Source organism: Streptomyces sp. Go-475 (assembly GCF_003330845.1).
In the GTDB taxonomy this organism is placed as follows: Bacteria; Actinomycetota; Actinomycetes; order Streptomycetales; family Streptomycetaceae; genus Streptomyces.
The window spans coordinates 6138777-6151562 of the sequence record NZ_CP026121.1 but is presented as its reverse complement, the minus strand read 5'-3'; the positions used below and the strand labels follow the sequence as shown (position 1 = coordinate 6151562).

The window sequence follows — 12786 nt, the reverse complement described above, 5'->3', positions numbered from 1 at the left end:
CCGGCCGGAGTGACCGGAACGGCGGAACGGCAGAACGGCGGAACGACTGGCTGTGCGGCCGGTCAGCCGAAGCGGTCGGGCAGGCGGCACCAGGGGCGATGCCGCGCACCCGGGCGGCCGGAGCGGGGCGGAGCGAGGGCCGGACGGGGCCCGGGCCCCCTGCCAGAGGAAGGCGGACACAGGGAACCGGTCCCTGGCCCGAGGGACCGCGAGGGCAAAACTGCGGGATGTGAGCCGGTCAGCCGAAGCGGTCGGGCAGGCGGCACCAGGGCCGGGGCGGTGCCGAGCGCCCGGGCACAGGGACCGCGAGGGCGGGACAGCGGGGTGTGGGCCGGTCAGCCGAAGCGGTCGAGGAGGTGGCGGTAGAGCCTTGGGGCCAGGCCGCGGATGCGGCCGGGGAGGGTCAGCCAGGTGGGGACGTGGACCACGTCGCGCTCCTGGCTGACGGCGTCCCAGATCGCGCCGGCGACACGGCCGGGCGAGGTGGGCCGGGGGTGGGAGCGGTCGTAGGGCCTGCCGCGGCGGGTGAAGAACGCCGTGTCGACGGGGCCGGGCACGACGAGGGTCACGCCCACGCCCGTGCCCCGCAGTTCCTGGCGCAGCGCCTCGGCGAAGGCGGCGAGCCCGGCCTTGGCGGCGGAGTACACCGCCTCCTCCCGGACGCCCACGCTGCCCGCGATCGAGCCGAGCAGCACCACGCGGCCCCGCCCGGCCGCGATCATGGCGGGCAGGACCTCGCGCACGAGGTGGAGCGTGGCGTTGAGGTCCAGGGTCAGCACCCGGTCGATGTCGGTGTGCGGCATGGCGGCGAACGGGCCCGCCCAGCCGATGCCCGCCCCGGCGACCAGGACGTCGATCCGGCCGTTGGTGTGGAGCGCGGACCGGGCCAGCAGGCGGGGGCCGTCCGGGGCGGCGAGGTCGGCGGGCAGCACGACGGCCGAGGTGCCGGCGGCGGTCTGCTCCAGGCGGTGCCGGTCGCGTCCGCTGAGGAGCAGCTGCCAGCCGTCCATGGCGAAGCGCCGTGCCGTGGCCGCCCCGATGCCCGAGGAGGCCCCGGTGACCAGGGCCACGCGCCGGTCCAGACGCGGGGGCGGCCCGTACGCGCGCACCCGGGAGGGGACGGGGGCCGTGGCGCGGCGCGGGGTGGCGCCCGCCGGTGGGTCGTGGGCCGAGCCGGAGCCGGTGAGTGTCACGAGTCGGTCTCCCTGCGCTGTGCGTCCGCCGTGGTCTCGTCTGTCTCCTGCGGTCCCTTGAAACGGAACCTCCTCTTCCAGGACACCGCCACCACGGTGCCCCGCGCCAGCGCTGGGGCCGGTCCCGCGCACCGGACTCACCCGGTCCGACGCGCCCCTGCCGTGGGCGGTCTGCGGGCCGGACCGTTCCGCACCGGATCCGGCAGGACCACCCCTGCGGGCCGCCCGGTGCCGCCAGGCGGCGGTATGGGCGGTACGCGCCACGCCCGCTTCGGGTTACGTGGAAGGCACCCTTCCGTGTCCGGTACGGCTCCCCGTGGCGAGGTGACCATGCGTGTGCTGCTCGTCCACCCCAGCGCCCTGATGTACTCCGAGATCTTCCTGCGGCTGGAGCCGCTGGGGCTCGAACGGGTCGCGGGCGCCGCCCGCGAGGCCGGTCACGAGGTGCGGGTCGTGGACCTCCAGGTGCTGAGCCACCGCCGGCTGCGCGCAGAGGTGCGCTCCTTCCGGCCGGAGGCCCTCGGCATCTCGCTGAACTACCTGGCCAACATCCCGGAGGCCATCGAGCTGGCCGCGGAGGTGAAGCGGGCCGTGCCGGGCTGCTTCGTGTTCCTGGGCGGGCACAGCGTCTCCTTCGTCGCCGAGGAGGTGCTGGAGCAGGCCGGGGGCGTGGTGGACGCGGTGGTGCGCGGCGAGGGCGAACCGGCGGTCGCGCCCCTGCTGGAGGCGGTCCGCGACGGGGGCGTGGAAGGCGTGCCCGGGATCGTCACGGCGGCCGGGCGGGGACCGGCGCCGCTGATGCTGCACGGCATCGACACGCCGTTGCCCGCCCGGGACCTGATGCGCAGCCGCCGGCGCTACTTCATCGGCGAGCTGGACCCGTGCGCGTCCATCGAGTTCACCCGCGGCTGCCCGTGGGACTGCTCGTTCTGCTCGGCGTGGACGTTCTACGGCCGCAGCTACCGCAAGGCCTCCCCCGAGGCGGCGGCCGAGGACCTGGCGAGGATCCGGGAGCCGAACGTCTTCATCGTCGACGACGTGGCCTTCATCCGGCCCGAGCACGGGGACGCCATCGCCGCGGAGGTGGAGCGGCGCGGCATCCGCAAGCGCTACTACCTGGAGACCCGCAGCGATGTGCTGCTGCGCCACCCCGAGGTCTTCGAGCGGTGGGCCCGGCTGGGGCTGAAGTACATGTTCCTCGGGATGGAGGCCATCGACGCGGAGGGCCTCGACCTGTACCGCAAGCGGGTCAGCCCCGACGAGAACTTCCGCGCCCTGGAGAAGGCCCGCCGGCTCGGCATCAAGGTCGCCATCAACCTCATCGTCGATCCGGCCTGGGACGAGGAACGCTTCCGGGTGGTACGGGACTTCGCGCTGGCGGTGCCGGAGATCGTGCACTTCACGGTGATGACGCCGTACCCGGGCACGGAGATCTGGCATACCGAGTCGCGGCGCCTGACCACTCGCGACTACCGGCTCTTCGACATCCAGCACGCGGTCGTGCCCACCACGCTGCCCCTGGAGCGCTTCTACGAGGAACTGGTGCGCACCCAGGCCGTCATCAACCGCAAGCACCTGGGGCTGCGCACCGCCGTCGGCGCGGCGCGCGCCCTCGGCCGCAACCTGCTGCACGGGCAGACGAACTTCGCGCGGATGCTGTGGAAGTTCAACCAGGTCTACAACCCGCGCCGGCAGTTCGCCGACCACGGCAGGCCGGTGCGCTACGAGTTGCCCCTGCCGCAGCACCTCGACGTCGGCGACCGGCGGAAGCTGTACGTCCACACCCGGGGCGCGACGCAGGGCGCGCCGTCCCGCCGGACCACCGACTGACCGCCCGAACCCGGCATGCCGATCGCGGTCCTGGCCTCCCTCGCCGCCGGTGTCTGCTTCGCCGTGGCCGGTGTGCTCCAGCAGTGGGCCGCGGGCGGGCGCCCGGACGCGGAGGCGCTGTCGCCGCGGCTGCTGGCCCGGCTGGTGCGGGACCGGGTGTGGCTGGGCGGCATCGGGCTCGCCGTGCTGGCCTACGGTTTCCAGTCGCTGGCGCTGGCGTACGGACCGCTCAGTCTCGTGCAGCCGCTGATCGTGGCCGAGTTGGTCTTCGCCGTGCCGCTGTCGGCGCGGCTGCACCGGATGCGGCTGGGGCCCCGGGAGTGGTCCGGGACGCTGGCGGTGGCGGCCGGACTGGTGCTGGCCCTGGTCTCGGCCCGGCCGCACGGGGGCCGGCCGGACGCGGCGGACCTGCTCTCCTGGCTGTTGGTGCTGGGCGCGACCGCCGCGCTGGTGGTGTGCGCGCTGGCGGCGGCGCGGCTGCTGTCCGGACCGTGGCGGGCCTCGGCGACGGCCCTGGCGGCCGGGGCGGTCATGGGCACGCAGTCCGTGCTGCTCGCGGCGACGGTGGACCGCCTCCGCCACGGCCTGCTCGCGGCGCTCTCCGCCTGGCAGACCTACGCCCTCGTCCTCGCCAGCGTCGGCGGCCTGCTCCTGATCCAGAGCGCCTTCCAGCAGGGACCGCTGGCGTCGAGCATGACGGTCCTGGACGCGATGGAGCCGGTGGTCGCCGTGACCGTGGGCACGGCGGTCTTCGGCGAGACGATCCACACGGGCTGGCCGGTGACGGCGGTGACGGCGGCGGGGCTGGCGCTGGTCGTGGCGGGCGTCGCGAGCCTGGACTCGTCACCGGTGATCGCGGCGGCGGGGCGGGGGGGGGGGGGGGGGGGGGGGGGGGGGGGGCGGGGGGGGCTGCCGGGGGGGGGGGGCGGGGGCGGGCGGGGGGGGGCGGTGAGAGGCGGGCGGATACCGAGCCACGTCTGGCGGAGCGGCCGCCGCGGGCGGAAACCCGGCCGCACCCGGCGGAGTCGGTGCCGCGGGCCGGCGGTCGAGCCGCTCGGGATGTGCGCGGTCGCGGGACGGCGGACGGGTGAGCCAGAGAGGGAGGAGGTCCTCGGTCAGGACGCGGTCCCAGGTGGGATGGGTGCCGCGGCCGGCGGTCAAGCCGCTCGGGGATGCGCGCGGTCGCGGGACGGCGGACGGGTGAGCCAGAGAGGAGGAGGTCCTCGGTCAGGACGCGGTCCCAGGTGGGATGAGTGCCGCGGCCGGCGGTCAAGCCGCTCGGGGATGCGCGCGGTCGCGGGACGGCGGACGGGTGAGCCAGAGGGAGGAGGTCCTCGGTCAGGACGCGGTCCCAGGTGGGATGAGTGCCGCGGGCCGGCGGTCAAGCCGCTCGGGGATGTGCGCGGTCGCGGGACGGCGGACGGGTGAGCCAGAGAGGGAGGAGGTCCTCGGTCAGGACGCGGTCCCAGGTGGGATGGGTGCCGCGGCCGGCGGTCAAGCCGCTCGGGGATGTGCGCGGTCGCGGGACGGCGGACGGGTGAGCCAGAGAGGGAGGAGGTCCTCGGTCAGGACGCGGTCCCAGGTGGGATGGGTGCCGCGGGCCGTGGCCGTCGCGCGGTGGCGTACCGCCGACAGCAGGGGCGGGTGGTCGAGGAGCCCGGCCAGGGCGTCCGCCCACTCCCCTGGCGTGTCGCGGCGTACGACGACGCCGTCGCGGCCCGGCGCCAGGAGCCACTCCGTGGTGCGCGCGCCCTCGGGCAGCACGACCGCGAGGCCGCTGGCCATCGCCTCGGCGACGACGTTGCCGCAGGTCTCCGTGCGCGACGGGAACGCGAAGACGTCGCAGCCGGCGTACACCCGCGCCAGCCGGTCCTGCGGGAGGGCGCCGAGGAGGCTGACGTCGGCGCCGAGGGCCTGCCGGACGGGCCCCGCCTCCGCGCCGGAGCCGGCCATGACGAGGTGCACGGCCCGGCCCCGCTCCCGCAGCAGTCGCACGCTCTCGGTCAACAGCGGCACGCCCTTGGACGCGTCCAGCCGCCCCGCGAACAGCACCAGCGGACGGTCGGCCGGCACGCCGTACTCCCGGACGAGCCGGGCCCGGGCCGCCGGGTCGGGGCGGAAGCGCTCGTGGTCGACGCCCCGGCGGAGCAGGGCGACCCGGTGCGGCCCGAGGACGCGGCCGAGTTCCGCCCGGCCCGCCGGGGTCGGCGCCAGTACCCGTTCGCAGCTGTCCAGCAGCCGGTCCCGCCGCCGGCGCAGCAGGGTCTCGGCCCGGTCGGCGAGGAACGCGCCCGGCCCGGGGCGGTCGCCGGGCAGCCACCGGCCGGCCAGGTAGCGGGCGTAGACCGAGGCGAGCAGCGGGACGTCGGTGTGCACGGAGGCGAGCAGCCGGGGTGCCGGCCCGCCGCCGCGGGCGGCGCGCCGGGCGAGGCGCACGGCGGTGGCGGCGTAGGCGAAGCTGTGCGTGAGGTGCCAGACGTCGTGGCGCGGCAGCAGGGCCGCGAGCCGCGGGTGGTACGGGGCGAGGTCGGTGACGTCCTCGGCGCCGTCGGCCGACATCAGCGCGGCCGTGCCGAGCAGCGGGCGGAGCGTGACGAGGCGTACCCGTGGGGAGAGGGCCTCGACGCGTTCGCGTTCGCCGAGGAAGTAGACGGTCAGGTCCAGGCCGGACCGGGAGCCGTCGGGCAGCTGCCCGGGCAGGCGGGCGGCGCTCTCCGCGAACCGCTCCCAGCACTTCACATGGCCGCCCGACGTGCCGCTGCGCACCAGCTCGACCAGGACCGCGACCGAGGACATGATCACTGGGTACCACTCGGGCCACGGATCCAATCAGGACACCCCGTCCGATGATGTTGAACCTTGAACGGAATAGGTCTACGGTGGAGCGCGTTGAGTAGTTCAACATTCAACATCAGTCGCAGGAGGCGTACTCCATGAGCATCTTCAGCCGCACCGACACCGAGACCGCAGCCGCCACGGGCACCGCCGTGTCCCCGGACCTCGCCGCCCTGACGGGCGACTACACGATCGACCCCGCGCACTCGACGATCGGCTTCGTCGCCCGGCACGCCATGGTCACCAACGTCAAGGGCGGCTTCCAGGACTTCACCGGCACGCTCCACCTCGACGGCACCGACCCCTCGCGGTCCACGGCCTCCCTCGACGTCGTGATGGACAGCATCGAGACGGGCAACGCCGACCGCGACGGACACCTCAAGAGCGCGGACTTCTTCAAGGCGGACGAGTTCCCGACCATGACGTTCCGCTCCACGAAGGCGGAGGCCCTCGGCGGCGACGAGTACCGCATCACCGGCGACCTGACGATCCTCGGCACGACCCGGCCCCTCAGCATCGACCTGGAGTTCAACGGCGCCGCGAAGGACCCCTTCGGCAACGAGCGCGTCGGCTTCGAGGGCAAGGCGGAGATCCTGCGCTCCGAGTGGGGCCTGACCTGGAACGCCGCGCTGGAGACCGGTGGCGTCCTGGTCTCCGACAAGATCAAGCTGAACTTCGACATCTCGGCGATCAGGAACGCGTGAGCCCCCTTCGACCGGCCCGGCGGCATACCGCCGGGCCGGTTCTGGCTGGATCGCACCTTTCACTAATGTCATGGACTCGTCAATCTGATGCTTCGGTTGCACATCCCCAGGTCAACCCCCCACGAAAGGCATCACGTTGAAGAGACTCCTCACGGCCCTCAAGAGATGCGCGGTCCTCGGCGCCGCCGCCCTCGCGATCGCCAGTCTCCAGCCCGTCTCCGCCGCGCAGGCCGCCACGTCGCCCGTCGTCGGCGGAACCCGTGCCGCGCAGGGCGAGTTCCCGTTCATGGTCCGGCTCTCCATGGGCTGCGGCGGCGCGCTCTACACCCAGCAGATCGTGCTCACGGCCGCGCACTGCGTGAGCGGTTCCGGCAACAACACCAGCATCACCGCCACCGCGGGCGTCGCGGACCTGCAGTCCACCAGCGGCCGGGTCCAGGTCCGCTCCACCAAGGTGCTGCGCGCCCCCGGCTACAACGGCACCGGCAAGGACTGGGCGCTGATCAAGCTCGCCCAGCCCATCAACCTGCCGACCCTGAAGATCGCCACGACCGCGCAGTACAACACCGGTGACTTCACCGTCGCGGGCTGGGGCGCGAACCGTGAGGGCGGCTCCCAGCAGCGCTACCTGCTGAAGGCGACCGTGCCGTTCGTCAGCGACGCCGCCTGCAAGGCCTACGGCGGCCTGTACAGCGGCCTCGTCGCGAACGAGGAGATCTGCGCCGGCTTCGACGCGGGCGGTGTCGACACCTGCCAGGGCGACTCCGGCGGCCCCATGTTCCGCAGGGACAACGCCGGCGGCTGGATCCAGGTCGGCATCGTCAGCTGGGGCGAGGGCTGCGCCCGGCCCGAGGCCCCCGGCGTCTACACGGAGGTCTCGACCTTCGCCTCCGCCATCGCCTCGGCGGCGTCCTCGCTCTGACCCGCCTCCCCTCCGACAGCCCGCGGGCCCGGTGCCGTTCGGTGCCGGGCCCGTTCCGTGCCCGGTGCCGTTCGGTGCGGGGTCCGCTACGTGCCGGGGCCGTCCCATGCCGGGGCCGCCCCGTGCGGGGCGACGGCCTCCCGCCCGTCTCAGCGGTCCGGCCGTCCGGACTCCAGCCTCCGGACCGCCGCCGCCACCTGAGCGGCCCGGCCGCGCGCGGTCCGGGCGCGGAGCACGCCGAGCATCACGAGGTAGCGGTCCGTCCGCCCGAGCGCCCCGAAGGCTGCGGCGGCCCGGGGACTCCGCTCCAGCGCTGCCGCCAGGTCCTCGGGGACCGCGGCCTCCTTCTGGGACGCGTACGCCGCCTCCCAGCGCCCGTCCGCCCGCGCGGCCGCCACCTCCGCGAGCCCGCCCGGCCGCATCCGTCCGGCCGCGGTCAGTTCCCCGACCCGCCGGACGTTGACCAGGGACCAGAGGCTGCCGGGCCGCCGCGGGGTGATCCGCTGCAGGTACCAGGACGCGTCGAGCCCCTTGCGCTGCCCGGTGATCCACCCGTGGCACAGCGCCACGTCGTTGACGTCGGCGGCGCTGACGGAGGGAATGCCCGAGCCCTTCTTCGCGACCTTGACCCAGAGGCCGGCATGCCGGGCGGCGTGGGCGGTCAGCCAGGAGTCCAGGGCTGCCGCGGTGGTGAAGGAGACGGGGTCCGTGCCGTCGGAGGCGGTCATGTCACCACCGTAGGGAGGAAGTAGGACAGGTGCCGTCCGCTAAGGGAGCAGCGCGCGGGCCTGTTCGCGGGCGTGGGTGGCGGCGTCCGGGAACACGGCCAGCCCGTGGGCGACGAGGGCGCCCTCGTGCAGGAGCATCAGCGTCCGGGCCAGGGAGTCCGCCCTCTCGGGCGCGAGGTCCGCGGCGAGGCGCGTGAACAGGGCGAGCATCCACTGCTTCTGGCCGGTGATGATCGGGTGGGCCGGATGGGCGGGGTCGCTGATCTCCGCGTGGGCGTTGACCATGCTGCACCCCTTGGGGCTCGACTCCTCGGCCCAGGCGCGGGTGGCGTCGAACACCGCGAGGACGCGCTCGCGCGGGTCCGGGCCCGCCGCGTCGAGGCGTGCGGCGAGGAAGGCCCGCCAGCGCTCGTCGCGGTCCGCGAGGTACTCCACGACGATCTGCTCCTTGGAGCCGAACCGGTCGTAGAGGGTCTTCTTGGTCACCCCGGCCTCGGCGGCGATGAGGTCGACCCCGACCGCGTGGATGCCGCGCTCGTAGAACAGCCGGGCGGCGGCCTCCAGGGCGCGGCGGGCGGCGGGCGTCATCGTGATGCGACGGGGGTGCGGTGCGGTGGTGCCCATGACACCGACTATACCGTTCTGTATAGTGAGCGGGGAACAGGTATACCGATCTGTCTACTGGTTGTGATGTCGTGAACATCCTCCTGTCCCTCGCCTTCGTCCTGTGCTGGAGTTCCGGGTTCATCGGGGCCAAGCTCGGTGCGGGCAGCGCCTCCGCGCTCACGGTCCTGATGTGGCGGTTCCTGCCGCTGGCCGTCGTCCTCGTCGCCGTCGCCGTCGTCCTGCGGGGCGCGTGGCGGGGGCTCACCGCCCGGGACGTGACCCGGCAGGCCGTGATCGGCGTGCTGTCGCAGAGCGGCTATCTGCTCAGCGTCTACTACGCCATCCAGCTCGGCGTCTCCAGCGGCACGACGGCCCTGATCGACGGGGTGCAGCCGCTGGTCGCCGGGGCCCTCGCGGGACCGCTGCTGGGCCAGTACGTCTCGGGGCGGCAGTGGGCCGGACTCGGCCTGGGGCTGGGCGGCGTCGCCGTGGTCACGCTGGCCGACGCGGCGGCGGGAGCGGGCGTGCCCTGGTGGGCGTACGCCGTGCCGCTGCTCGGCATGCTGTCCCTGGTCGCGGCGACGTTCCTGGAGAGCCGGTCCCGCGCGCGGGTCGCCCCCTCCGTGTCGCTGACCGTCCACTGCGTCACCAGTGCCGTCCTGTTCACCGCCCTGGCCCTGGGCACCGGTGCCGCGGCGCCGCCCGCCGGGACCGGCTTCTGGGTGGCGGTCGCCTGGCTCGTGGGCCTGTCCACGTTCGGCGGGTACGGGCTGTACTGGCTGATCCTGAAGCGCTCCGGCGTCACGAAGGTCAACACGCTGATGTTCCTCATGGCCCCGGTCACGGCCGTCTGGGGCGCGCTGATGTTCGGTGAGCCGTTCGGCCTGCAGACCGCGCTCGGGCTGGCCGTCTGCCTCGCGGCCGTCGTCGTGGTCCACCGTGGTGAGGGGCGCCGGGGCACGGCCCGGACCGCCGCCCGGGGAGAGGGGGCGGAAAACCGGTGGACCCGGTCCGCCGACTCCGCCTAACGTGCCGTCCATGTCCAGCCCCGAGGCGTCCAGAGTGCGGCCACCGGTTCTCCGGTGGCTGTGTCCGTGACGCCGATGCCGGGCCGCCGGGCCCGCTGAAGCAGCCCGCTCCGCCGCCGGTGTGCCGTCCGACGTGTCGTGTCCGTCGTCGACTTCCGGGTGCGGAGTTTCTTCATGCCGTTCGCTCTTCTTCTGCTGGGCCTTGCCGTGTTCGCGCAAGGCACGTCCGAGTTCATGCTGTCCGGGCTGGTGCCGGACATCGCGCGGGATCTGGGGGTGTCCGTTCCCGCGGCGGGGGCGCTGACCTCCGCCTTCGCGGCGGGGATGGTCGTCGGGGCGCCGCTGGTGGCGGGGCTCGCGCGGCGCTGGCCGCGGCGGGGCGCGCTGCTGGCGTTCCTCGGCGTCTTCCTCGCCGTCCACGTCGTCGGTGCGCTCACCGACAGTTTCGCGGTGCTGCTCGCCACGCGGGTCGTGGGGGCGTGCGCCAACGCCGGGTTCCTCGCCGTCGCCCTCGTGGCCGCCGTGGGCATGGTCCCGGCCGACGCCAAGGGGCGGGCCACGTCGATGCTGCTCGGCGGGGTGACGCTGGCCTGCGTGGCCGGGGTGCCCGCCGGGGCCGTGCTGGGCGAACTGTGGGGGTGGCGTACGGCGTTCTGGGCCGTGGCGCTGGTGTCGGCACCCGCCCTGGCGGCCGTGGCGCGGTCCGTGCCCGGGGGCAGGGCCGGAGGCGAGCCGCCCGCGCTGCGGGGTGAGCTGCGGTCGCTGCGCAGTCCCCGGCTGGTGGTGACGCTGCTGCTGGGCGCCCTGGTGAACGGGGCGACGTTCTGCACCTTCACCTATCTCGCGCCGCTGGTCACCGAGGTGACGGGGCTGGGCAGCGGCTGGGTGCCCGGGGTGCTCGCGCTGTTCGGGGCCGGGTCGTTCGCGGGGGTCAGCGCGGCGGGGCGCGTCGCCGACCGGCGTCCGGTGCCGGTGCTCGCCGGCGGGGGCGTCGCGGTGTGCGCGGGCTGGTGCGCGCTGGCCCTCGGGGCGGGGCACCCGGTCCTGGCGCTCGGGCTGGTCTTCGCGCAGGGGGCGCTGTCCTTCGGCGTCGGCTCCACTCTGATCTCCCAGGCGCTGTACGCGGCCCCGGGCGCGCCGACCCTGGCCGGCGGTTTCGCCACGGCGGCGTTCAACGTGGGGGCCACGCTGGGCCCCTGGGCCGGCGGCACGGCCATCGGCGCCGGGCTCGGGTACCGCTCGCCGGTGTGGGTCAGCGCGGGGCTGGTCGTGCTGGCGGGCGTCGTGGCCGGGGTGGCGTGGCGGCAGTGGGGGCCTCGGGGTGCTGCCCGGGAGGCGGTACGGAGCTGAGCCCCACTCGGGCGTGCGGGAGGGGTCTACGGGCCGCTGAACGGGCCATCGGACGGCAACGCGACGACGCTCCGTCGCCCGGACAGCAGCCGGGCCGGGGACCGGGGACGGACGTCCCTGTCTCCGCCCCGGTCAGAACCCGCCGCCGAAGTCGCCACCACCACCGAAGTCGCCTCCGCCACCGAAGTCGCCTCCGCCGAAACCCCCTCCGAAGTCGCCGGTGTCGAAGTCCGCGCCGGAGACGTCGCCGCCCTCGTGGCCGCCGAAGTCCCCGTAGCCGGAGCCGTAGTCGGCCGCGTAGGCGGGGCCGGCCATCATGCTGCCGAGCATGGTGCCGATGAGGAGGCCGGGCAGGATGCCGCCGCCGAAGTAACCGCCGGCCCAGGGGCCGTACGCCGGGCCCGCGTCCCAGTACGGGCGGCGGCCGTAGTCGGTGTCGACCTCGCGGATCACCGGGTCGCGGCCCTCGGCGAGCCGCGTGCGGTCGGCCGCGCAGACCGGCACCTCGCGCGCGGCACCGCCCGGGGGCGTCCAGCTCGCGTCGGCGACCGAGGGGCCGTGGCGCGGGTCGAAGAAGCAGGGCGGGCGGCGCTCCGGCAGCGGGGCGCCCTCGCGGCGGGCCGCGAGCCGAGCCAGGGAGAAGCGGCCGTCCTCCACGGCCTGGGTGACGGCCCGCACGTCCTCCGGCTTGGTCGCGGCGGCCATCAGCGACTTCGCCTGCTCGTAGGAGTCCAGGGCGTGCTCGTAGTCGGCGCGCATCGCGTCGTCGGCGCCGGGTTCGGCGGGGTGGAAGTCGAGGCGGTCGAGCTCCTCGCCGAAGGCGGTGATGTCCTCGTCGACGACCACCCGCAGCTTCTCCAGCGCGGCCCGCTGCTCCTCCTCGTGGCGGCGCCGGTTGCGCCGCACCAGGGCGTAGGCGCCCGCGCCGCCGGCCGCGAGCAGGGCGCCGACCGTGACCAGCCCGCCGACCGGCACGTCGCTGCCCGAGCCGTCGCTCCAGCTGCTCGGCGCCGAGCCGCCCACGTTGCGCAGGGCGTCGTCGACGAAGTCGTTCAGCTGCGCCTTGGCGTCGCCCGCGCCCTGGACGGCCGTGACCAGGTTGGACACGCCCTGGCGGCTCAGCACCGCGCTGTCGGCCCGGGCGTCGAACTCGTCGCCGACGCGGATGCCGTACAGGCCGGTGACGCCGGTCTCGGTGCGCAGGTTCCGGAACAGGTCCTGCGTGGGGTAGCCGTCCGGGAGGACCGCCACGAAGACGGGCTTGTCCGCGTCCTTGATCTTGTCGGCGAGGGCCTCCGCGTCGGACGCGGCCAGCTGGTCCGAGGCGGCCGGATCGACGTAGACCGGGTTCTCGCGCAGCTCCTGGGCGACCTTCGAGAGGTCGGTGGCCGCGTGCGCGCCCGGCGCACCGGCCAGCAGCACCGCCAGTACGGCGGCGACCGGCACGATCAGCAGGCGTACGAGGGTACGCACCAGTGCGGCCTTCATATGTTCGAAGCTACCCGAAATCACCCATAAAGGGTTATCCGTCGAGGCAGGGATTTATGGCCTCGGCTGGGCCTAGGATGCCCTCTGGCCGTGGGCCATCCA

General features: G+C 74.7%; 11 protein-coding genes. 6 read left to right on the top strand and 5 right to left on the bottom strand.

Annotated elements, in window-relative coordinates; all coding sequences use genetic code 11:
- Positions 1 to 335: 335 nt before the first annotated feature.
- Complete coding sequence (locus C1703_RS28410; protein ID WP_114255506.1) at positions 336 to 1193, bottom strand: SDR family NAD(P)-dependent oxidoreductase; 858 nt, start codon at positions 1191 to 1193, stop codon at positions 336 to 338.
- A 330-nt stretch (positions 1194 to 1523) separates the two neighbouring features.
- Here C1703_RS28410 and hpnR point away from each other — a divergent pair, with 330 nt between their 5' ends.
- Both hpnR and C1703_RS39065 read left to right on the top strand, forming a co-directional pair.
- Positions 1524 to 3023, top strand: coding sequence for a hopanoid C-3 methylase HpnR (gene hpnR / locus C1703_RS28405; RefSeq protein ID WP_114255505.1), 1500 nt, complete (start codon positions 1524 to 1526; stop codon positions 3021 to 3023).
- A 15-nt stretch (positions 3024 to 3038) separates the two neighbouring features.
- Complete coding sequence (locus tag C1703_RS39065) at positions 3039 to 4451, top strand: DMT family transporter (protein WP_157993172.1); 1413 nt, start codon at positions 3039 to 3041, stop codon at positions 4449 to 4451.
- Between the two features lie 66 nt (positions 4452 to 4517).
- Here the strand turns inward: C1703_RS39065 and C1703_RS28390 are convergent, their stop codons facing one another.
- Complete coding sequence (locus C1703_RS28390) at positions 4518 to 5819, bottom strand: glycosyltransferase (protein WP_114257635.1); 1302 nt, start codon at positions 5817 to 5819, stop codon at positions 4518 to 4520.
- A gap of 137 nt (positions 5820 to 5956) precedes the next feature.
- Here C1703_RS28390 and C1703_RS28385 point away from each other — a divergent pair, with 137 nt between their 5' ends.
- Together C1703_RS28385 and C1703_RS28380 are read left to right on the top strand one after the other, a co-directional pair.
- Positions 5957 to 6562: a YceI family protein gene (locus C1703_RS28385; protein ID WP_114255502.1), complete on the top strand. Its 606-nt coding sequence runs from the start codon at positions 5957 to 5959 to the stop codon at positions 6560 to 6562.
- A 136-nt stretch (positions 6563 to 6698) separates the two neighbouring features.
- A complete protein-coding gene (locus C1703_RS28380) occupies positions 6699 to 7484 on the top strand; it encodes a serine protease (protein ID WP_114255501.1) in 786 nt (261 codons plus the stop codon).
- Between the two features lie 149 nt (positions 7485 to 7633).
- Here the strand turns inward: C1703_RS28380 and C1703_RS28375 are convergent, their stop codons facing one another.
- A complete protein-coding gene (locus C1703_RS28375) occupies positions 7634 to 8212 on the bottom strand; it encodes a YdeI/OmpD-associated family protein (protein WP_114255500.1) in 579 nt (192 codons plus the stop codon).
- A 39-nt stretch (positions 8213 to 8251) separates the two neighbouring features.
- Complete coding sequence (locus C1703_RS28370) at positions 8252 to 8836, bottom strand: TetR/AcrR family transcriptional regulator (protein WP_114255499.1); 585 nt, start codon at positions 8834 to 8836, stop codon at positions 8252 to 8254.
- Positions 8837 to 8907: 71 nt separating this feature from the next.
- Here C1703_RS28370 and C1703_RS28365 point away from each other — a divergent pair, with 71 nt between their 5' ends.
- Complete coding sequence (locus C1703_RS28365; RefSeq protein WP_114255498.1) at positions 8908 to 9846, top strand: DMT family transporter; 939 nt, start codon at positions 8908 to 8910, stop codon at positions 9844 to 9846.
- A gap of 174 nt (positions 9847 to 10020) precedes the next feature.
- On the top strand, positions 10021 to 11196 hold the full coding sequence (locus C1703_RS28360) for a Cmx/CmrA family chloramphenicol efflux MFS transporter (RefSeq protein ID WP_114257634.1): 1176 nt from the start codon (positions 10021 to 10023) through the stop codon (positions 11194 to 11196).
- A 132-nt stretch (positions 11197 to 11328) separates the two neighbouring features.
- Here the strand turns inward: C1703_RS28360 and C1703_RS28355 are convergent, their stop codons facing one another.
- Complete coding sequence (locus C1703_RS28355) at positions 11329 to 12684, bottom strand: hypothetical protein (protein ID WP_114255497.1); 1356 nt, start codon at positions 12682 to 12684, stop codon at positions 11329 to 11331.
- Between the last annotated feature and the right edge of the window lie 102 nt (positions 12685 to 12786).

Excerpts from the sequence above, each read along its gene's own strand:
- hpnR (WP_114255505.1), top strand. The coding sequence starts at position 1,524 with ATGCGTGTGCTGCTCGTCCACCCCAGCGCCCTGATGTACTCCGAGATC.
- C1703_RS39065 (WP_157993172.1), top strand. The coding sequence starts at position 3,039 with ATGCCGATCGCGGTCCTGGCCTCCCTCGCCGCCGGTGTCTGCTTCGCC.
- C1703_RS28390 (WP_114257635.1), bottom strand. The coding sequence starts at position 5,819 with ATGTCCTCGGTCGCGGTCCTGGTCGAGCTGGTGCGCAGCGGCACGTCG.
- C1703_RS28385 (WP_114255502.1), top strand. The coding sequence starts at position 5,957 with ATGAGCATCTTCAGCCGCACCGACACCGAGACCGCAGCCGCCACGGGC.
- C1703_RS28375 (WP_114255500.1), bottom strand. The coding sequence starts at position 8,212 with ATGACCGCCTCCGACGGCACGGACCCCGTCTCCTTCACCACCGCGGCA.
- C1703_RS28370 (WP_114255499.1), bottom strand. The coding sequence starts at position 8,836 with ATGGGCACCACCGCACCGCACCCCCGTCGCATCACGATGACGCCCGCC.
- C1703_RS28360 (WP_114257634.1), top strand. The coding sequence starts at position 10,021 with ATGCCGTTCGCTCTTCTTCTGCTGGGCCTTGCCGTGTTCGCGCAAGGC.
- C1703_RS28355 (WP_114255497.1), bottom strand. The coding sequence starts at position 12,684 with ATGAAGGCCGCACTGGTGCGTACCCTCGTACGCCTGCTGATCGTGCCG.